Genomic DNA, 22138 nt, shown 5'->3' on the forward strand with positions numbered 1-22138 from the left:
GTCACACTTCAAGCATGCCCGCAAGGCTCCCCTTTTGAAGCTCACAATGACGGTGTGGTGTGAGGCTGTTCGCTGTCCATTTTCTTCTCAAAGTCTAAGTGTTACAGTTTTTTGGGATAAACTTTATGCTTAAAGACTATAAAGAAGCCGTTTCTCAGCAGGGGATGCGGCCTTTATTCCGGACTTGGGGAGTTGAGCATGACCCCAAAAAATGTCAAAATTATGATGGAAAATGTTAAATGGTAAATGTTGTGAGAGTCTCCCCATTAATGCGGAGATGCTTCCTGACGTCAGCATGACAGAAGGAGAAAAGCTGTACTTATTCATTAAAATATTATAAGAACATTAAAAAGCATATTGAACACCTCACTCTTTCCAAAGAGCCCTCACTCACGACAATTTCAAAACAATTTTTCACCTGATTTACAAAATTCACTAAGTGTTTGAAAACAAATGTAATATATTTTCGTACTTAGTCTGATTTAAGAATTTTCTAAGACACCGTAAAGTTCTATATTTAGCTATTTAAGTGTTATATTCACATACAGCCGGTGTCTGTTCTGTTATTTTAAATCGAAAGCAATAGAAAAACTATTAACGGCGGCTAATAACGTAGAAAAATGACTAAACAAAACGTATAACTAAAATTCTTTGTTTAATTTAATGCACTATGGAAAGGGAATTAAAAAATAATCAAAGCATGAGTGATTTTGTAACAATAAGGAACAACATAAATATATCCGGCAAAGGAAAACAGCCGATGGTTTTTGCACATGGCTATGGTTGTAGTCAGAATATGTGGCGATTTGTCGCACCGGCATTCGAAAAGGATTACAAAATTGTTTTGTTTGATCATGTAGGCTCCGGTAAATCAGATCTTAGCGCATACGATTTTGAAAAATATAACTCTCTAAAAGGATATGCTGATGACCTCATAGAAATTTGCGATGAGCTACATCTGCAAAATGTGATTTTAGTCGGACACTCAGTAAGTTGCATGATTGCAGTACTTGCTGCAGCCAAAAGACCTGAGCTGTTTGATAAATTGGTTTTAGTTGGTCCTTCACCACGCTATATTAATGATAATGAATATCATGGCGGCTATAAAAAGCAGGATATAGATGAACTCATTAAAGCCGTGGAAAGTGATTATCTGTGTTGGTCAAGTTTTATAACTCCCGTAATAATTGGAGACTCCGAAAAGCCTGAATATTCTGAGGAGCTCAGAGATAGTTTTTGTAGTATGGATCCTGAAATAGCTAAACATTTTGCCAAAGTGACCTTTCGGGGTGATAATAGAGAAGATTTATCGAAAGTTTCAAACTCAACGCTGATTATCCAATGCCAATCGGATGTGATTGCCCCTGTTCAGGTTGGAGAATATGTCCATAAAAAAATGCCTGACAGTAAGTATTTGCTATTGGATATTTCCGGCCACTGCCCACACCTTACGGCTCCCGAGCAAGTCATTTCCGGAATGCAAGCCTTTTTAAAAAAATAAAATCTCAATACTTAGCCACTAAAGGATAGCGTCTTCCTATTCCAAATCCTTTAGAAGTAACTCTCAGTACAGGAGCCATTTGGTAACGTTTAAACTCATTTCTATTTACCAGACTGAAAACTTTATTTACTGTTTCCGGACTGTAGTTAAATGTAGAAATAATAGCTTCTGCTGACATGTACTTTTCAATATAGCTTTCTAAAATATTATCTAAAATGTCATAATCCGGTAAAAAATCAGTGTCTTTTTGGTCAGGTTTTAATTCAGCTGATGGCTCTTTGGTTATGATGTTTTCAGGAATAATCTCGCTTTCTCTGTTAATGTATAAGCTGATGGCATAAACATGTTTTTTGTAAAGATCCCCTATGACAGAAAGCCCTCCGTTTAAATCACCATAAAGCGTTCCGTAACCTACTGCTGCCTCACTTTTATTAGTGGTGTTTAACAAAATATACCCTTTCTTATTGGAAATAGCCATGAGAATCAATCCTCTTAATCTGGATTGCAAATTTTCTTCAGTAACCCCAAAGTCTGTTTCCCCAAAAATAGGATATAAAGTTTGATTCACTAAACTATAAAGGTCTTTTATTGATATTGTATGACTTTCAACCCCTAAATTTTCACATAAAGCAAGTGAATCATCTATGGAATGCTGAGATGAAAATTCAGAGGGTAACAATACCGGTAACACATTTTCCTTCCCCAAAGCTTTTACAGCCAAAACCAATACTAAAGCTGAATCAATACCACCGGACAAGCCTAAAATCGCTTTTTTAAATGCTTGTTTTTCAAAAAAATCTTTTATTCCAAAAACTAAAGAATCATGTAGTTGCTCTGCAACATCCGGCTTTGGGATTGATTTGCTTGTTTTTTGAAATAAAATGTCCGAGTCAAAAGTGAAGAGTTGTTCTTTACAGAAGGAAAGTCTTTCAATTACATCTCCTTTATTATTCATCAAAAGGGAACTGCCATCAAAAATTAATTCTGAATGAGCCCCGACCTGATTTACATAAATGACCGGTAAATCAAATTTTTCGGCATTTCGTCTAAGTATTTCAGCACGTTTTTCCTGATGCGTATAGCTAAATGGAGAGGCGGCTATATTCACTATTATATCAGGTTTTTGAAGAATCAGCTTACTCATTGGGCCGCTTTTGTATAACTCTTCATCATCCACATCCCATAAGTCCTCACAAACACTTACAGCAATTTTAAATTTCCCGACAGTAATTACATCATTGTTTGCGCCACTCTCAAAATACCTTGATTCATCAAAAATGTCATAATTTGGCAGCAGTTGTTTTTCAGCAGTATGTATGCATTTTTTATTTTGAAAAGTAAATGCGGCATTGAATAACTTCTTGCCTTTTTTGTCAGTATTTACTTTAATGCTGCCAATAATAATAGTTATACCATCTGCTAAAGCTTCAATTTTTCTTAAAAGAGCTTCATTCTTTTTTATAAAAGAATCATGATAAAGTAAATCCTGGGGCGGATAACCGATGGTGGCTAACTCAGAAAAAATAATTAAATCAGCATTTTGAATTTTGGCTGTCTCAATAGCTTTTGTAATAGATTTAAAATTTTCATCAAAATTGCCAATATGATAATTTAACTGTGCTAAACTAATCCTCATTAAATGGGGGTGTAAATTTTATATAAAATGTTGGAGCGTTAGAGATTTACTAACCCTCTTTATCCACAAGCTTTTAACAATAATAACCGGCTATTGTTTTTAGAACATGATGCCCAGACGGACGCCAATTCTATTTTGAGTAATGTTTTCTTCACTGTCTTTTTCACGGACAAAATTCACAAACCCATTATTGTAATAAATGCCGGCCAGTAATGAAGTGCTGCCACTTAAAGAGTAGTTTATTCCTGCCCCGACATGCAAACTAAGATTAAAAAAGTTGATTCCTTTTATAAGGACATCATCATCCGGGCTTCTGACATCTTTGTTTTCAAAATTTTCTGCAAAATTAGTGTTTTCTGAAACTCTGTCTGCCCGGGCCCTTACTCTAAATGCCGACATCACCCCAAACTGCCCGTAATAGGTTATGTAACCGATTTGGTTAGTTTTTAGCTTTAAACTTATGGGTAATTCTATATGCTGAACTTTGTACAAATCTTTTACAGCAAACGAAGGCAGCGAAGTATCTCCTTCCATATGGCGTGTATAAGCAACCTTACCACCATTCAGGTTATGTAAAAACCCACTTGAAATGGCAAAATTATCCCCTAAGTTGTAGTCAATCAACAAACCATAAGACATGCCCATTCGCAATCCATCATTCTCAGAAGTGACTTCGTCTACTCTGAACCAATTAAAGTTTGGGCTGAAGGTCAGTCCAAAATTAAAATCAGCGGCAAAAGTGGTTGCTGTTAAAAAACTAGCAAGCAGTAATGTTAGTATTCTTTTCATAACTTGTTATTTTTGTGCTTAACTTTAATCTGAGTTGAAAATATGAAATTAATAAATGTAAAAGCACTTTTTAAAATAATTTTTTTTGTCGCAATATTTATTGCTCTCGAATCATGCAAAAGTAGGAAAAAAGTAGATGTTTCTAATATAGAATTAAATCTTAAAATTATACGTTTTGAAAAAAAGCTTTTTTCTTTTGATCCCGAGAAGCCTGAAGAACACTTTAAAAGCCTGCAAACAGAGTATCCTGATATGTTTTCTTTATTTGTAAAACAAATGATGGGCTTTGATTTTTCAGCTGAAAATTCAACAGATTACTCAACAGATTTAATAGAATTTTTAACTAATCCCTATATGGAAGAGCTTTATGAGGATGTTCAGGCTGCTTTTCCGGACATAGAAGATTTAAATGATGAGATTGAACTTGCTCTCAAGCACTACCTATATTATTTCCCGGATAATACAGCACCGGAAGTGTATACTTTTATTTCAGGCTTTAATTATGCGGCTTTCACTTTGGATACTAATTATATAGGCATAGGGTTAGACATGTATTTGGGTAGAGACTATAAGTACTATCCTTCTGTTTTTCCGCATTTCCTGTACCGCAGATTTGAGCCGGAATATATTTCAAGCAATGTGATGCGGGTTTTGGCAGCAGAAGTTATCGCAGTGGATTATGTACCGGTTAATTTATTGGGCTCAATGATTTACAATGGGGCTTTGTTATATTTTACGGACTTGACACTCCCGGATGTGCATGACACGCTTAAAATCGGCTATACGGAAAAGGAGTATCGCTGGGCTCATTTTAATGAACCGGAAATATGGACATTTTTTATTGATAAGGAGTTATTATATGAAACCAACTCAACGATTTATAGCCGGTATATTACTGAAGGGCCTTCTACAAGTGGCATGCCGGTAGATGCTCCGGGGAATATGGGCTCATGGGTAGGCTGGCAGATTGTGAGAAGTTTTATGGAAAAAAATCCCGATGTTCATATTAGCAGCTTACTTACTGATTACAGCCCGCAATACATTTTAGAAAATGCAGCTTACAGACCCCGTAGTCGAAATGTGAGAAGATAATCGTGTAATAATAAGGAATTATTAGTAATATAAAATTTAGTTTAAGCTTTCCGCAAGTTTGCATACTGCAATAAATATTCATTATTTTTGCCCAACCATTTACAAGGTGGTTATTTTTTAAATTTTATAAGATATAAATATGAAGAAGCATAATTTTGGTGCCGGTCCGGGTATATTGAAAAAAGAAGTTTTAGAGGGCGCTGCTGATGCAGTATTGAATTGGGATGGTATCGGGCTGTCACTTCTTGAAATGTCTCACAGAAGTAAGGAGTTTGGTGAAGTAATGGAAAAGGCAACCTCACTGGTTCGGGAGATTTACAAAGTGAGTGATGAATATGCCGTTTTGTTTTTACAGGGAGGAGCCAGTTTACAATTTGCTACAGTGCCTTATAACTTACTCGACCCGGAAGATACCGGAGCTTATGTAGAAACCGGTTCATGGGCAAAAAAAGCCGTAAAAGAAGCTAAAGGATTGGCAAAGGTTCATATAGCCGGAAGTTCTGCGGATAAAAACTTCAATTATATACCCAAAAAACTGGATGTTCCTTCAAATGCTAAATATCTCCACATAACTACAAATAATACCATTTTTGGCACTCAATTCCATCACACTCCGGAAACGAATGTGCCTTTAATAGCAGATATGTCTTCAGATATTTTTTGTCGTCCTTTTGATGCCGGCCGCTTTGATATGATTTATGCAGGAGCACAAAAAAATCTGGGACCAGCCGGAACAACTTTGGTGATTATCAAAAAATCACTGCTTGGAAAAATTAAGAGATATATTCCTACAATGTTAAATTATCAAACCCATATTGATAATGATTCATTATTTAATACGCCTCCGGTTTTTGCCATTTATGTCAGTTACTTAAGCCTGAAATGGATTAAAGAAAATGGTCTGGAAAAAATCGGTAAGCAAAATGAGAAAAAAGCTTCACTGCTTTATGGTGAAATCGATAGAAATAGTTTGTTTGAAGGTACAGCTGCAAAAGAAGATCGTTCTTTAATGAATGTAACTTTTGTATTGAAAAATAATGCCCTGGATGCAGATTTTTTAAAGTTTGCCACAGATAAAGGAATAGTAGGACTTAAAGGTCATAGGTCTGTTGGTGGTTTCAGAGCCTCAATTTACAATGCATTAGACCTTTCAAGTGTTGAGTATTTAGTTTCATTAATGCAGGAATTTGAAAAATTAAACAGTTAAAAAAATGTATAGAGTTTTAGCAAATGACGGGATAGATGCAGAAGGTAAAAAAATCCTTGAAGAAAATGGTTTCCAGGTAGATACAGTAAACGTTCCCCAGGAAAATCTGCCGGAACAAATTGATAATTATGATGTATTGCTGGTCAGAAGTGCTACTAAAGTAAGAAAAGACTTAATAGACACATCCACCAGACTTAAGGTAATTGGCAGAGCCGGTGTTGGAATGGATAATATAGATGTGGAATATGCCCGCTCTAAAGGACTCAAGGTTATTAATACACCGGAAGCCTCTTCGGAGTCGGTGGCTGAATTAACGATTTCTCATTTGTTTTCTATCGTTCGGTTTTTATACGATTCTAACAGACAGATGCCTGGAAAAGGAAATAGCGATTTCAAAGGACTTAAAAAGTCATATTCAAAAGGCATAGAGTTAAGTGGAAAAACAATCGGTATAATTGGATTGGGCAGAATTGGTAAAGCCGTAGCCAAAAGAGCCATTGGTTTAGGCATGAATGTCGAAGCTTTTAAAAGAAATATTACCGAAGTAAATATAGAGCTTGATTTCCACGAAGCGCTTAAAAAAGATCCGCTTATTTTTAATTTAAAAACAAAGCATTTTGATGAAGTTTTAGCGGCTTCAGACATAGTTACACTGCATGTTCCCGGTGGAGATGGTGTTCCATTAATTGACAAACATGCCATAGATAAAATGAAAGATGGTGCAATATTAATTAATGTTGCCAGAGGAGGTGTAGTCGATGAAAAAGCCTTAGTTGAAGCTTTGAATTCAGGAAAGCTAAGTGCAGCAGCTCTTGATGTTTTTGATAATGAACCAAGCCCTTCCCGGGAGATTTTAAATCACCCAAAGATTTCTTTAAGCCCTCATATAGGCGCGTCAACTGTTGAAGCTCAAAAGAGAATCGGTATAGAAATGGCTCAAAAAGTCATTAATTTTTTTCAAACAAACGAAACAGACTTATAATTATGATAAAAGTTAGATCATTTAGAGGAGTGAGACCGGCAGAAGGCCTTGCTTCTAAAGTAGCTTGCCTGCCTTATGATGTTATGAACACTCAGGAAGCAAAAGCAATGGTAGAGGGAAATCCAAATTCTTTCCTGAGAGTTACTCGTCCTGAAGTGGCTTTCCCGGATGAACAGAATCCTTATGCTCCGGAAGTTTATCAGCAAGCAAAGCTAAGTTTTGATAAAATGCTTAGTGATAACATTTTGATACAAGATGAAAAACCGGCATTTTATATTTACAAGCAAGTGATGAACGGCAGGGAGCAAACCGGATTAGTAGCTTGCTCTTCTGTTGAAGACTATTTTAATGATACGATTAAAAAACACGAATTTACCCGCCCGGAAAAAGAAGAAGACCGAAAGCAGCATATAATGGTCACAAAGATTCACTCCGGACCGGTTTTTCTTACTTATAAAAAAGTAGAAGAAGTTTCGCAGCGGATTAATAGTTTTAAAAAAGAGCATAAACCTGTTTATGATTTTACGGCTGAAGATAATGTAAAACATACATTATGGGTGATAGACAATCAGCAGTTAGTTGAAGAAATTGAAAAACTTTTTGCCGAAAAAGTTCCTTTTACTTACATCGCTGACGGACACCATAGAGCAGCTTCTTCTTCAAAAGCTTCCCTTGAACTGGATGCAGCCGGTTGTACATTTGAAAACGATGAACACAAATATTTTCTTACCGTTTTATTTCCGGATGATGAGTTGGAAATAATGGATTATAACCGGGTTGTAAAAGATTTAAACGGATTAAGCGAAGAATCTTTTTTAAAAGCTTTATCAGAGGATTTTGATATTACAGAAATTACCTCCAGGGAGGTAAAACCAAGTCTTTTACATACTATAAGCCTTTATTTGGATAAAAAGTGGTATTCTTTAAAAGCAAAAGCGCATACTTTTGACGATAATGATCCCATACGCTGTCTTGACGTAACTGTACTTCAGGATTTTGTACTTTCCAAACATCTTGACATTAAAGACCCGCGCACAGATAAGCGTGTTGACTTTGTAGGTGGAATCAGAGGCATGGAAGGACTTCAAAAGCGCGTAGATAATAGTGATATGAAAGCTGCTTTTGCACTTTACCCGGTCACCATACAGCAACTCATAGAAATATCTGATGCAGGAAAAGTTATGCCACCAAAATCCACTTGGTTTGAACCAAAACTAAGAAGTGGAATGGTTGTCCATAAGTTTTAAAAATTTCCTGAAATTCTTTGAATTAATTCATTAAAATCAGGCCTGTCAGCATCGTCTGAAAAGTCTTTTCGGTCTCTGTTGATATGGATTTCATTATCTATTAATTCAACTTTGTAGGAAAAAACAAAGTTTGAGACTCTGTCAGGGAGCCACTCAACAGCTCTGCCAAACCTCATATCATGCACATACCAGGTGTGAGAATCTGTTTTTTCTATTATATATTGATGTTCAAGCGCTCTTAAAAGTATTGTAATTTCTCTGTGATGCCGAATTTCATCAATTAGGTTTTGATTTTTTGGGTAAGCGGTCCATTCTTGCTTTTTGCTGTCAAAAAATGAATAAAAACTTACAAAATAAAAGGCTTCATTTTCTGCTATTCCCCGCCATAATATATTGTTTAAAAGGGTAGGCTTTGTGTTCAGTAACTCAGCATCTTCGGGAGCATTTTCAGTATGTTTTATAAAGTAATTTTGAACCTGATATTTATTATAGAATGTAAAAAACAGATAACAAAAGCTGATTAAAAAGGCAAAGTAAAGCGTTTTTTTGCCGGTTTTAAAAATATAATAAATAAGCAGACCAAGCAACAGGGGTAGAGTAAACAGCGGATCAATTATAGAAATAATGTTTAGCGAAACAGGATTGTATGAAAAAGGCCAAAAAAGCAACATCCCGTAGCTGGTGAACAAATCTAAAATGATATGGCTGAAAAGGCAAAAAAACGTAAAAAGGTAAATCTTTTGGCTGCTGCTATGTTTACCGAAAGAAGTATACTTTTTAAGTACTAATCCTAAAACTATGCTTGCAATTAAAGCAAATAGTAATGAATGGGTTGGTCCCCGGTGAAAAGTTAATTGTTGCAAGTCATTAATAAAGGTGCCAAACAAAACATCCAGATCCGGTAAGTTTGCAAAAAAAGCACCGGCAAAGGCCGCTTTCCCCTTGTCATTTTTTTTGCCTAATAGGACTTCACCGGCACCGGCACCTATTAAAGCATGTGTTAGTGTATCCATAATTCTATACAAAGCTACCTGAATAATCCTTTATCTGGCATATTGTTTAGTTTTTTTAATAAAATAGTTGTGTTTTAAGAATCACAAATTTGCGATTGTCAAACATAATTTATTTGTAAAAACATCTTCAATCATTCCAAAAATTACACGAATGTTTTATTAAATCTATATCTTTTCTCTATATTAGTGATAAAAAAAATTATGGTACATTTAATTATTAGTTTTCTATGTGTATTGGGGGCTTTATTTATTTATGTAATTACTTCTAATCAGGAATTGCTTGAGTCTTTTGGTCTCGCAATTTTTTTCTCGGTTATACCTCTTATTTTTCTGGGTGGTGCAAACCTGGTAAGAGTAAGTGCCTTTAGTTCATCTCAGGCCGGTGGTTTGGGTTTTCTGAAATATATTGGCGCCATTTTGGTTTTGGTGGTAATTGGTATAACTTTTAATCATTTGGTAGAAATGATTTCTTCAGATTCTACTTGGATGACTCTTTATGGAGTTTGGTTGTCAATATTACAAATTGGTATGATTGTTACTCCTTTTTTAAATGCTGCTCAGGATAAGCAGGCCAGGCTGTAAAATAATTTTAAACAGATAAAGTGCACATTATTAGGCGGTTATGGAAGGTTTTTGAACTTTCATAACTGCTTTTTTAATAAAAAACTTGACAAATTGAGTTTCGGCTTTTAGTTTACATGCAAGATTAATACTCTGGCTTACTACTACTCTCCCTATTATTAAACCATGTATTAGCTGACTATAAGGTATTTACTTTATTAAGCTTTTGCATTAAATTATTAAGCTATGGGGAACTTCTACACACTTTTATCTGCAAAACATTTCACTTTAACCTTTATTTTTAGCTTGTTCTTATGCATGAACATTCTATATGCACAGCATGTAGAAACGGTTAATTCGGGCAATTGGAGTTCAACGAATACCTGGAGTACAGGGAGTTTGCCTACTCAAAACGATTCAATTGTAATTAAACATGACGTACTGTTTAATGTTAATTTTACAGTTAATAATGTAATAAACATTGAATCAGGAGTTGGTTTAGTTTATTCGGGAAATAACAGAAAGTTGACTCTCTCACCCGGGTCGCGATTGCATAATAATGGCAATCTTAAGATTCAGAAAGTAGATAATAACGCCGGTACAATTAATAATTACGGAATTTTTGAAAGTTCAGATGAACTTAATAACAATCCAATATTAGCTCAGGGGGCTGTTTTAGAAGATGCTGTGATTAATAATTACGGAGATATGATTGTAAAAAATCCGGGTAATGGTGCCAGTGCCAAATTAAATAATAATGGCGGAAGCATATACAACTATAATTATTTGATGGTTTCTGATTTGAATAATAATGAGCCCGGTTTTATTTATATTGATGAAGATGGAATGATAGAAACAGATAGACCGGTTCAGAATAATGGTACAATTTACAATAACGGTGTTTTTTACAGTCCTTCAAATTTCATTAATAATAATGGTACAATTACCGGTAATGGTGGCTCGTTTGTATTAGAGAGTAACTTCATCATGAATAATAACGGAATTGCTACATGCGATGGGGGTCCAATAGATATATGTGGTCCTGATGGAACAATGCCGGGAGGTACCGGATTAAATAATATTGATCCAAACTGCGTGTCTGTGTGTGGTGTACTTCAGTCTGCACTCCCTGTTGAGTTACTATACTTTGATGTCCGGTTAAATGATAAGCAAGTAGAATTGGAGTGGAGTACTTCTACAGAAATTAATAATGATTACTTTCAGATATTAAAAAGCTATGATGCTAATAATTGGGAAGTGATACAAACGGTAAAAAGTCAGAATCCAAACAGTGTAGAACAGCTTACTTATTCAACTACCGATTATGATTATAATGCGGGTGTAAGCATTACTTATTATCGCTTGAAGCAAGTAGACTTTGACGGAACGGATGAATATTTTGAAATAAAATCAGTATCACAGAATTTACTTAAGAATATAGAAGTTAGTGTTTACCCAAATCCGGTTGTTGATGTATTGTTTTTGAGAGCAGATAAACTTTCTGTAGACAATATTGTTGTAGAAATTGTGAACACCATGGGGCAATCTGTATTTAAGTTCATATATGACACATTGCCTTCTGAAGGAATTTCAACTCAGAATTTAGCTCCCGGATTATATAATCTCATTGTTTATTCTGAAGGTAAAAAATTACTATCAGAACCACTTATCAAAAAGTAAGCCAAATAAACAAAAAGTTAAAAAAGTAAAATAATGCGAATAAAAAAGAGAGGCAAATGCCTCTCTTTTTTATTGTAAAAAGTCCTCCAAATTCACTGTAGTGCTCATGTTTATAAATTGCGCTTATTTAGAATAGTAAAAAAAGATTATAAGATTTAAAAACATTGATTTAATTGCTGATTTCTAATCTAAAAAAAATCTTAAAAAAAACTTGCATTAGTAAATTATCGCTTGTATCTTGCATTCGAATTAGTTAATCAAGCAAAAAACTTTTTCACATTTACACACAATCAAAAATTAAGCTTATGAAGTATTTTTTACACCTTTCGTTTTTTCTCATTTTGGGAATGGGCGTTTCAGCTCAAACCGGACCAGGCGGTATTGGTAATTCCGACAACAACGTTCTTTGGCTAAAAGTCGATGGAGATGTTGATATAGCTAATGATCGAATTAGTACATTATATGACATGTCAGGTCGGGATAATCATGCTACACAGACTATAGTTGGTCAAAGACCTGCTATAGGAACCGGCGGTAGAAATGGAAAGCCTTATATTGACTTTCAGGGAATCTGGGAGTATTTGGTAATTCCTGATAAGGGATATTCTACCGGGTTAGATAGTATATCAAATTTGACGATGTACACCATGATAGTTCCTACAGACGTTAAAAACTCTAATGCTGAAGCAGATGCTCAGGCAATATTGTCCAGAAGAAACCCTAATGCTTCTAGTCCCTGGAACAGTTCTTCTTATTCTTTTTTATTCTGGAACAACCGTCAGTATATGGCTGATATCAATGGTGATACGCACAGAAATAACAACAGAACTCCCGCAGGTACTATTACAGAGGATGCTCCACATATTTTGGGGACTATTTTTGAAGGTCAATCATCAACAAATTCACAGGCGCGTACATCCCATTGGATTAATGGTTCTTTTTCGAGAAGAGGTAATGAAGGGGCTAACGAAAGTATGATAGCCAGAAATGAATGGCCATTGACAATAGGTGCGTTGGACTCGAGTGCAACAGCTCAGTATAAGCTACTGGAAGGTCAGGTTTATGAAATTATAATGTTCAGTGACTCTCTAAATAAAACACAAAGAACAATTTTAACGAATTATTTATCATCTAAATACGATGTAAATATTGGAAGCAGAGACAGATATGCACACGATGCGTTTGGAACAGGTAATTGGTTCGGAAATGATGTAGCCGGTATTGGGTTAGAAAGTGCAGCTGGTAATGACAAGCATGTTTTTGGTTTTTCAGACATTTTAGGAGTTGGAAACCCTTCTCAAATGATTGGTTCTGAAGATATTGGTAATTACCTCCTTTTTGGTCATAATGGTAGAGAAAAATCAGATCTTGAATCTACAATTATCGGTCAAAGTGATGTTAAAAGAATGAGAAGAACATGGAGATTGGACGAGACGCAAAGTAATAGCCAGGTAAATCCTACAGGTGTTGGTACCGTTTCTTTTTTCGTAAAAGCAGACGAAATGCCTCCTTTGCCTTCCGGCTTAACTTCTTATGCCGTTTTGGTCGCTTCTAGTTCTACTTTTCAAAATAATTTAACAGTTTATGAATTAGCATTAGATAGTAATGGTCTTTATTATCAGGCTGATGATATTTCTTTTGAAGACGGAGATTATGTAACTATAGGCGCTTTCCGTCCGGAGTTGCGTTTTACGCATCCGGTTGCCAGTACTTTCGAGAATCAAGGTCCTGCGCAAATAGAAGTTTCTCTTAATTATGTACCGGCTTTTGATGTTACAGTTGATTATTTTACTACTGCAGGTTCAGCTAACCCGGGCACGGATCCAATAGTTTTCGGTGACCCTAATAATGCCTACCAATTGCAGTGTTTTACTGAGGCAGAACAAATTGCTTTTTTTGGCTCACATCTTTATGTTAAAGAAGATTATGCTGACACTTCCGGTACGCTAACATTCCTTCCCGGAGAACAAACAAAGAATATATATGTGACTATTTGGGATAACGGTTGTTTTGACGGAACCAGAAATTTTGAAGTTACTTTAGATAATGTATCACCATCTTCTGTAGATATAGTCATTGACAATCAATTGCATAACATATTAGATGATGATGACGGTCGTTTGATGCAGTTTACTACAGATAGCTCTTTTGTTACAGAAGGAGATATAACTTATTTAGAGGTTGAAATTATATTAACGGATCCTGCAGGCGGGCCTATAGAGGTGGATATTTATAATGTGATTAGTAGCACTACCGCAGTTTTAGGAGTTGATTATGACTTTGACCATTCTTATACCACTCAGGCTTTTGCCGGTGAGTTTTTACACACAGCTACTGTAACGATCCCTGCCGGAGATACTGTTTTTAATTTCAGAGTTGAGATTATAGATAATGATATCTTCCAGTTAGAAGAATACTTAACAATTAAGATGGATGCACCAACAATAGGTGCAAGAATTAAAACAGATAATACTTCTTTTGATTATGCAAAACATGTTATTCGTATAGATGACAATGACCCTTTCCCTGTAGTTAGTTTTGTTGCAGATACATCCAGTGGATGTGAATGTCTGGCTAACCCTCAGTTTGAGTTGACTATGGATAGAAGAGCTTCTGTTCCAATTGAAGTGAACTGGTATGCTTCTGATATATCAGCGAGAAGAACAGGTACTAAACTTGATTATTATATTTCAGGAACAAGCACCTTACGTTTTGAGCCGGGAGATACAACAACCTTCATCGAAGAGATTATTGTAATTGACAATACAAAAGAAGAGCCGAATCGCTGGATTGATATTTCATTAATAGATGATGCTCAGTATGCAACTATTGGTGCAATTGATACGCACAGATACACTATTATAGATGACGATGTTTGGGGTATAACCGGTCCGGGCGGAGTTGGAGATTCTATATATAATATAGTATGGTTGGCAGCAGATGCTTTAAATTTGAATGATGGTGATGCAGTTTCAGCATGGCTTGATAAGTCAGGGAATGATAATGCGGCAGTAAATAACAATGGTAACCAACCGGTTTACAGGCCCGCAGGTACATTCTTTAATGATAAGCCATATATAGAGTTTAATGGAAGTGCCAGTCCTTTGGAAATACCGAATAATCAGATTTTTGATTTCTTAACGGAGACTACTATATATGCAATTGTACAGCCTAATGCCTCTAGTCAGAGTGACTTGGTGCCAATTGTTTCGAAAAGAGTTAATCATAATAGTCAAAATGCTTATTCAATGTTTTTTAACTCCAGAAGATTTGTATCTGACTTTAATTCAGATAATCAAAGAAGAGAATCTAATCAACAGTTTAATCTTTCTGAGTTGAACTCACCGCAAATGTTGAGTACTTCCTATAAAGGATCCAATGTTGGTGCTGATAGAAATGAAATGCGTATAGATGGTGCAGAAATAGCTTACAGGAACAATCCGAACTATTCTGAGCCTTACATAGTGAATACATCTGCACCATTCAGAATTGGTCAGTTAACAGGAAATACAACTCTTGCCAGAATGGATATCGCTGAGGTTTTAGTTTTCAGAAGTGCTCTTAATGAAGCCAGAAAGCGAATTGTTGAAAATTACCTATCAGCTAAATATGGAATTTCTATTTCAAATAACTATTTCCAGTATGAAACTTCACATTCTTTTGAAGTAGCCGGAATTGGAAGAGTAAGCGAAACCAGTCTACATAATAATGCGAGAGGATCTGCAATTTTAACGATTGGAATGCCTCAAAACCTTGAAGATGGTGAGTTTATGATTTGGGGTCACGATAATGCAGGTTATTCAAACGATACCTTAGATGTCCCGGCTTTAGTTAGCGAGAGAATTGAGCAGGTATGGAGAGTATCAACCTCTAAAGAGGGTGCTTTTGGATCGGCCAATATCGGTACTGTAAGAGCAACTTTTGATGTTGAGGAGATTACATTATTACCTGACCACGAATATGTGTTGTTAATAAATAATGACTTTGATAATGACCCTACATTTACAAATGCATTTGTTCAATCAAATGGGGTCTTTAATCCAACAACCGGACAAGTGCAGTTTAATAATACAAACTTCTCAGATGGAGATGCCTTTACTTTAGGTCAGGCTCAAATTACTCCACTGCCGGTTGAATTGATTGCATTTGATGCAGTGAAAGAAGGTACTGCCGTAAATGTTTACTGGGCAACTGCTACAGAGATAGATTCTGACTACTTTATTGTAGAAAGATCAGCTAATGCTGAAGATTACAAAGCTATACAAGTAGTAGAAGCAGCTGGAAACAGCGTAGAAGAAATCTTCTATCAAATAAAAGATGAAGATCCTTACAGCGGAGTAAACTATTACAGATTGAAGCAAGTAGACTTTGATGGCTCTCACGAATACTTCGGTCCTGTATATGTAGTATTTGGTGACAAGAGTGATAAATTTGCTTTCTCTGTATTCCCTAATCCTGTGAAAGATCACAAAATTAATATTTATTTGAGCGGTTGTTCAGGAAAAACTTATCAGGTCTTATTATCAGATAACAGTGGAAGAAGCTGGAATATCGGCGAGGTAAAATGCACAGACAGCAAGCGTGAAACCCTTACTGTAAACAGAGAAATTCCTTCGGGAGTATATAATCTGTTAATGATAGATGAAGACAGAAAGACTTATGGATATCAAATTATTATAAAATAAAATTTAAAATACAGTCAATCATTCGGTTTTTTATATCGAATGGTTGACTTTCTCATTACAAACAACTATTATGCAATCAAATTTAAAATGCGTTTATATTATGGATACTTTAGTCAGTACACTTAAAAAGCGATGTTGGAGCTGGAAAAATAAATTTTCACTCGGACTCGCGATTGCCTTGGGACTTTCGTCCCTAACCCTCAAAACAACAGCTCAAGATCGTTGCGACGATTTTAGCGTTGCTCCCGGACAAGTGATTAACAACACTTGTAATCAGTTAAACTTCCCTACAAATTGCTATGCAACGGAAGTAATAGAGTATCAACCGGGTCTTAATAATTTAGGACAACCGGTTATTGATGTAAGAAGAGACTCTACCAAAGCGTTAGGTCCACCTGATTACAACAATGCTCAAGGTGTAGTAAATTTCGTAACTCTTGGTTTTGGTGGTCACATTATTTTGAAGTTTGAAAACCCTATCCTGAATGGACCGGGCCCGGACTTGCTTTATGTTGAGACTACTTGGGGAAACAATAACAATTGTGCCCTTTACCCTGAAAGAGCTGAAGTTTATGCATCTCAGGACAATGTTACCTATTACTATATTGGCGAAACTTGTCTTGATGGTGTTTTTGATTTAGATAATGCAGTTGATGATATGGGTAATCCAGTTTATCTTCCAAATGCACAGTATTTTAAAATTCTGGATATTTCAGATCCTAATGACTTCAGCTTAAGTGCTACTTCTGATGGAATTGAAGTTGACGGATTGCAGTGTTTAAATGGAACAACTGTGGCTATGCCTGATGGAGACGGTTCAATTAACCTGGATGTTTCAGGTGGTAATGAGCCTTATATTTTTCAGTGGTCTACAGGAGATCAAACAATTGACTTAAATGATTTAGGTGCAGGTACTTTTGATGTAACTGTTTTGGATCAAATTGATGCAAATGGTTTAATTTGTACTGCAACCGCTTCTATAGAAATTATGGCACCGGACCCTTTGGAAATACATGCAGTTTCTGTACAAAATCCAACTTGCCCCGGTGTTAACAATGGTTCTATTGAAATAGATATTACAGGTGGAACAGCTCCTTATGATATTAACTGGGCAGGATTAACAAATGTTACTTCTACAGCCCTTACTAATATTGGTGCTAATGATTACACGGTAATCGTTACAGATGCTAATGGTTGCGAAAGCTTCGCAAGCTTTAATTTGCAAGACCCGGCCGGAAATTTCTTTTTGGATTATGATGTAACGAATGCAAGTTGCTTAGGGCAGGCTGATGGTTCAATAGAGGTTTTAAGTGTTGGTTGTATTGTATCTTTTACTCCACCATATACTTTTTCATTAGGTAAGCCCGATGGATCTGTAGAAGTGTCTGCGGATGGTTTATTTGAAAACTTACCAAATGGTGAGTATGAGTTAATGATTGAAGATGCAAATGGTAATCAAGATGTTGCATTTGTAGTAGTTAGTGCAGATGACTTCATAGATATTTCAATTGATGAAATAAATCACGTAACTTGTTTTGGTGGTAATGATGGTTCAGTTTCTCTTAACATCACAGGATGTGCAGGAAATTATAACATTGACTGGAATGGAGTTGATCCAAATGCTTTATCTGCCGGAACTTATACTGTTGAAGTAACTGATGCTGATGGAAATACTTCATCTTTAGATTATACTATTAATCAAGCTGATGAAATTCAGGTATTATTAGTTCAGCCGGGAACAAGTTGTTCAGTAAATGCTACTGTAAACTTTGGTGTAGAGCCTTACACTTTTGAGTGGACTAACATTATGGATGCTAACTTTTCAGCAAGTACAAAAAACCTTACAAATGTTACCCCGGGCTTATATAACTTAAAAGTTACAGATGATAACGGATGTATTAAAGAACAATTTATTAGTTTAATGAACTGTACTCCACAACAAGGACCTCTTGATTGTCTTGGTGTTGAAAACGGCGATGCTGAAGTTGATGATTGCGGTGTATGTTTAGCCGGTGGAGATACGAATCCTGACTGGAATACTTCATGTACAGATTGTGCCGGAATAGTAAATGGAACAGCAGTAGTTGACGATTGTGGTGACTGTATAGCAGATGGAACTGCAAACCCTGATTTCAATGCTTCATGTACAGATTGTGCCGGAATAGTAAATGGAACAGCAGTAGTTGACGATTGCGGTGACTGTATCGCCGGTGGAACTGCAAGTGCTGATTATAATGCTTCATGTACAGATTGTGCCGGAGATTTATTCGGTAATGCAATTATTGATAATTGTGGAGATTGTGTTGAAGGTTCTACCGGTTTGACAGCTTGTGCTGCAGATTGTAATGGAGACTTTGGCGGAACTGCATTTATTGATGATTGTGGTGTTTGTGCTGAAGGTAATACCGGATTAGTTGCAAACGCAGATCAGGATGATTGCGGAATATGTAATGGAAATAATGAAGATCAGGATTGTGCCGGAGATTGTTTTGGTACAGCAGTAGTTGATGATTGCGGTGATTGTGTTGGTGGTTCTACCGGTGCAACTGCATGTGTAATCGTTGATGACTTAATTCTTACTTCAATGTGTTCAGATGATCCTGCAACAGAAAGAAGATGGAGAGTTAGAAATAATAACTCATTTGATGTATCATTTGACTGGTCAGTAGTTGGAACAAGCCAAACAGGCTCAGCTATTGCAGCTTCAGGTGATAACTTCTTCTATACAAATACAGTATCTGGTCCTAATACTACTATAGTATCATGGGTTGATGGTGCAGGAAATGCTCAGCAGACAGTTAAGGCAAGTGGTGGCGCTCAGTGTCCTCCTCCTCCAACTCCTGTTTGTGATATAACTGCTTCTGTAGATAGAGATTATATAGAAATATGTGAAGGCGGATCAGCTCAGTTAGAGGCTTCTGGTGGAGATTCATATACATGGATACCTTCTGCCGGTTTAACTGATGCTAATATTGCTAACCCGAAAGCTTCTCCTTCATCAACTACAACTTATCAGGTGATAGTTGAAGGATTAGGTGGAAACTTAATTCAAAACGGAGACTTCGAAGATGGTAATACCGGTTTCACTACCGATTATAACTATGTAAATACACCTTACTCAGGTGGATACAATTCAGGAACAGGTTTATATCCTGAAGGAGCTTATGCTGTTGATGTGAATCCTAACTTCTACCACCCACAATTCCAGGGTAGTGATTTAACTACAGGAAGTGGCAAGTTTATGATTGTTAACGGTTCTCCTAATATGGGCGACAAAGTATGGTGTCAGAATGTTAGTGTTGAGCCTAATACTTCTTATGAGTTAGAAGCTTATGTTTCTTCTCTTGTATCCAGCAACCCTGCAATTGTTTACTTTACTGTAAACAGTACAGCTGCTCTTCATTTACCGGTTACAGCTCCTTCTACTCAGAATAGCTGGATACCTTTCGGTGGTGAGTGGTATAGTGGAACTTCTACTACTGCAGAAGTGTGTATTTATAATGAAAACACTATTAAGTCAGGTAATGACTTTGGTTTAGATGAAATTTCTATGAAAGCTGTTTGTACAGATACAGCTACTGTTGAAGTGGTTGTAAACCCTGTACCTGCTGTAACAGAAATCGCTTCTATTGCAAATGAGTGTCCTGCAGAAACTGCAGACTGGTCATCAGTAACAGGCCCTAACGGTGAAGCATTTGCTAATGCTGTTGGTGTATTTGAAGATGAAGACCTTACAACTCCTGCAACTGACTTTACAACTGAATCAGGTACTTACTATATTACCTGGGACGATGAGTCTGAAGATAATTGTCGTGCAGTATACACTGTTGAAGTTACAATCACCGATTGTTCTTTAGTAGGTGAATGTTATGCAACAGAAGTTGTTGACTTCAATCAGGCTTTAAATAAAGATGGAAACCCTGTTTTAGGTATCAGAAGTGATCCTGATGCTGCTTTAGGTGCTCCTAACTCTCAGGCTGCTGTTACTAACGGAAACTGGGTTTCTCTTGGCTTCGGTGGTGACATAACTTTAAAGTTTGCAAACCCTATAGCTAACGGACCCGGAGATGATATCAAAATTTGGGAAGTAACCGGAAGTGTAGGTTCACCATCATTAACAGATGCAACACCTTGTTCTACATACCCTGAATTTGCTGAAATTTCAGTTTCTCAGGATGGTTCAACTTGGTATGTAGTTGATACTTTATGCCGTACGGGTTCTGTTGATATTGATCCTCTACCATGGGTACAGTATGTTAGAATTGTTGATTTAAGTGATCCTAACGATTTTCCAAGTTCAGTAACTTCTGATGGATATGATGTTGATGCTATCGAATGTCTTAACGGACTATGGGTACCACCTTCATTATCTTGTCAGGCTGATTCAGTGGTTAGTTATAATCAAGGACTAAACAAACTTGGTGGACCTGTATTAGCTGACAGAAGTGATCCTTTAGTAGTCTTAGATCCTCCAACAGGAAATAATGCTCCGGGTGAGTTCTTCTCACTAGGGTTTGGCGGTGAAATCGTTGTTAAGTTTAACGATGGTATCAAAAATGAGCCCGGACAAAATGATTTCAAAGTATATGAAACCAGTTTTGGAAACCCAAGCTGTAATCAGTATCCTGAGAAGATTGATGTTTTTGCATCTCAGGATGGTACTCCATCTAGCTGGGTATACCTTGGACAAGGATGTTTAGATTCTGAATTTGATTTGGGACCTCTTCCTTGGGCTAAATATATCAAGTTAATTGATGTAAGTAACCCTAATGATTTCAGCAACGCTGTTAATTCTGATGGGTATGACTTAGAAGGATTTGAATGCTTAAGTGGTTCTCCGGATGATTTTGATGACAGATTCGGTGAGTCTTGTTTCGCTACTCAGGTTATTTCTTACAACCAAGGATTGCGTAACAATAATACTCCTGTAATTCCTGAAAGATCTGATGCTAGTGTAGCAACAGGTATGCCTACAGGTAACAATGCTCCGGGTGAGTTCTTCTCACTAGGATTTGGTGGAGAAATTGTTCTTGGATTCGACTTTGTTGTATTCAATGAGCCGGGAGAGAATGACTTGTATGTAGTTGAAACTACTTTCGGATTCAACTGTAATCAATATCCTGAAACTGCAGAAGTATTCGGTTCTAAGAATGGTTCTGACTGGGTATTCTTAGGTGAGATTTGTCATGATGGTTTTATCAATCTTGATAATGGCCCAATGGCATGGTTGAAGTATGTTAAAATAGTAGATACTTCTGATCCTAATGATTTCAGTGGAACTGCTGATGGTTTCGACTTAGATGGAGTAATTTGTGCTTCATTAGTAAACCAGTTCAAAGAACAACAAGCTCAGTATTCAAGAGAAGACTTGTTAAATGAAGGTTTAGAATTAGTTGAAAGCGGAAAAGCTTCAGCTTATCCAAATCCATTTAACAATCAATTCACTATAGAATATGTTCCTGCTATTCAGGATAAGCAGGTTGACATTCAGGTTGTTAATTTATTAGGTCAACCGGTTTATACAGAAGCAATTTCAATTGAAAATGCTGAAGTAATAAACAGAGAGATTGACTTAAATAACATGGAAAGCGGTGTTTACATCGTTATCATCAAATCTGAGTCAGCAAATGAGCAAATAAGGCTTATTAAGAAATAAACCTTAAGTTCATAAACTTAAAAGGGGCTGTATTTTAGAATACAGCCCCTTTTTTTATTTGTAAACAATGGTAAGATTAGATGATTGAG

The 22138-nt window shown here is 36.3% G+C and carries 12 protein-coding genes; 9 read left to right on the forward strand and 3 right to left on the reverse strand.

Annotated elements, in window-relative coordinates; translation table 11 throughout:
• The first annotated feature begins 700 nt into the window (after positions 1 to 700).
• Entirely contained in the window at positions 701 to 1501 is an 801-nt protein-coding gene (locus EA412_06715; protein TVR79226.1) for an alpha/beta hydrolase, read from the forward strand.
• Positions 1502 to 1505: 4 nt separating this feature from the next.
• Here EA412_06715 and EA412_06720 read toward each other — a convergent pair whose 3' ends face one another.
• The gene (locus EA412_06720) at positions 1506 to 3137 is read right to left on the reverse strand and encodes an NAD+ synthase (GenBank protein ID TVR79177.1); all 1632 of its coding nucleotides are present in this window, start codon (positions 3135 to 3137) and stop codon (positions 1506 to 1508) included.
• A 99-nt stretch (positions 3138 to 3236) separates the two neighbouring features.
• Positions 3237 to 3926: a PorT family protein gene (locus tag EA412_06725; protein ID TVR79178.1), complete on the reverse strand. Its 690-nt coding sequence runs from the start codon at positions 3924 to 3926 to the stop codon at positions 3237 to 3239.
• A 42-nt stretch (positions 3927 to 3968) separates the two neighbouring features.
• On the opposite strand from EA412_06725, the gene EA412_06730 reads away from it, so the two are divergent.
• The 4 genes from EA412_06730 (at position 3969) to EA412_06745 (ending at position 8454) form a co-directional block, all read left to right on the forward strand.
• The gene (locus tag EA412_06730; protein TVR79179.1) at positions 3969 to 5018 is read left to right on the forward strand and encodes a hypothetical protein; all 1050 of its coding nucleotides are present in this window, start codon (positions 3969 to 3971) and stop codon (positions 5016 to 5018) included.
• Positions 5019 to 5157: 139 nt separating this feature from the next.
• Entirely contained in the window at positions 5158 to 6225 is a 1068-nt protein-coding gene (gene serC, locus EA412_06735; protein TVR79180.1) for a 3-phosphoserine/phosphohydroxythreonine transaminase, read from the forward strand.
• A 4-nt stretch (positions 6226 to 6229) separates the two neighbouring features.
• A complete protein-coding gene (locus EA412_06740) occupies positions 6230 to 7207 on the forward strand; it encodes a 3-phosphoglycerate dehydrogenase (GenBank protein ID TVR79181.1) in 978 nt (325 codons plus the stop codon).
• Between the two features lie 2 nt (positions 7208 to 7209).
• Positions 7210 to 8454 (forward strand): DUF1015 domain-containing protein, encoded by a 1245-nt coding sequence (locus EA412_06745; protein ID TVR79182.1) that lies wholly within the window; start codon positions 7210 to 7212, stop codon positions 8452 to 8454.
• Here EA412_06745 and EA412_06750 read toward each other — a convergent pair.
• The gene (locus EA412_06750; GenBank protein TVR79183.1) at positions 8451 to 9467 is read right to left on the reverse strand and encodes a metal-dependent hydrolase; all 1017 of its coding nucleotides are present in this window, start codon (positions 9465 to 9467) and stop codon (positions 8451 to 8453) included. The genes EA412_06745 and EA412_06750 overlap by 4 nt on opposite strands.
• A gap of 201 nt (positions 9468 to 9668) precedes the next feature.
• Here EA412_06750 and EA412_06755 point away from each other — a divergent pair, with 201 nt between their 5' ends.
• The 4 genes from EA412_06755 to EA412_06770 all read left to right on the forward strand — a co-directional run bounded on the left by EA412_06755 (position 9669) and on the right by EA412_06770 (position 22049).
• Positions 9669 to 10049: a hypothetical protein gene (locus EA412_06755; GenBank protein ID TVR79184.1), complete on the forward strand. Its 381-nt coding sequence runs from the start codon at positions 9669 to 9671 to the stop codon at positions 10047 to 10049.
• 297 nt (positions 10050 to 10346) lie between these two features.
• Positions 10347 to 11708: a hypothetical protein gene (locus EA412_06760; protein TVR79185.1), complete on the forward strand. Its 1362-nt coding sequence runs from the start codon at positions 10347 to 10349 to the stop codon at positions 11706 to 11708.
• 305 nt (positions 11709 to 12013) lie between these two features.
• On the forward strand, positions 12014 to 16393 hold the full coding sequence (locus EA412_06765) for a hypothetical protein (GenBank protein ID TVR79186.1): 4380 nt from the start codon (positions 12014 to 12016) through the stop codon (positions 16391 to 16393).
• Positions 16394 to 16463: 70 nt separating this feature from the next.
• Entirely contained in the window at positions 16464 to 22049 is a 5586-nt protein-coding gene (locus EA412_06770; GenBank protein TVR79187.1) for a T9SS C-terminal target domain-containing protein, read from the forward strand.
• The last annotated feature ends 89 nt before the right edge of the window (positions 22050 to 22138 follow it).

The sequence above is a fragment of the Chitinophagaceae bacterium genome (assembly GCA_007695095.1).
Classification (GTDB): Bacteria; Bacteroidota; Bacteroidia; order Chitinophagales; family REEL01; genus REEL01.

What these genes read in the sequence shown, in the direction of transcription:
- EA412_06770 (TVR79187.1), top strand. Translation starts at nt 16,464, where the DNA reads ATGCAATCAAATTTAAAATGCGTTTATATTATGGATACTTTAGTCAGT.
- serC (TVR79180.1), top strand. Translation starts at nt 5,158, where the DNA reads ATGAAGAAGCATAATTTTGGTGCCGGTCCGGGTATATTGAAAAAAGAA.
- EA412_06750 (TVR79183.1), bottom strand. Translation starts at nt 9,467, where the DNA reads ATGGATACACTAACACATGCTTTAATAGGTGCCGGTGCCGGTGAAGTC.
- EA412_06745 (TVR79182.1), top strand. Translation starts at nt 7,210, where the DNA reads ATGATAAAAGTTAGATCATTTAGAGGAGTGAGACCGGCAGAAGGCCTT.
- EA412_06715 (TVR79226.1), top strand. Translation starts at nt 701, where the DNA reads ATGAGTGATTTTGTAACAATAAGGAACAACATAAATATATCCGGCAAA.
- EA412_06725 (TVR79178.1), bottom strand. Translation starts at nt 3,926, where the DNA reads ATGAAAAGAATACTAACATTACTGCTTGCTAGTTTTTTAACAGCAACC.
- EA412_06740 (TVR79181.1), top strand. Translation starts at nt 6,230, where the DNA reads ATGTATAGAGTTTTAGCAAATGACGGGATAGATGCAGAAGGTAAAAAA.
- EA412_06765 (TVR79186.1), top strand. Translation starts at nt 12,014, where the DNA reads ATGAAGTATTTTTTACACCTTTCGTTTTTTCTCATTTTGGGAATGGGC.
- EA412_06755 (TVR79184.1), top strand. Translation starts at nt 9,669, where the DNA reads ATGGTACATTTAATTATTAGTTTTCTATGTGTATTGGGGGCTTTATTT.
- EA412_06730 (TVR79179.1), top strand. Translation starts at nt 3,969, where the DNA reads ATGAAATTAATAAATGTAAAAGCACTTTTTAAAATAATTTTTTTTGTC.
- EA412_06760 (TVR79185.1), top strand. Translation starts at nt 10,347, where the DNA reads ATGAACATTCTATATGCACAGCATGTAGAAACGGTTAATTCGGGCAAT.
- EA412_06720 (TVR79177.1), bottom strand. Translation starts at nt 3,137, where the DNA reads ATGAGGATTAGTTTAGCACAGTTAAATTATCATATTGGCAATTTTGAT.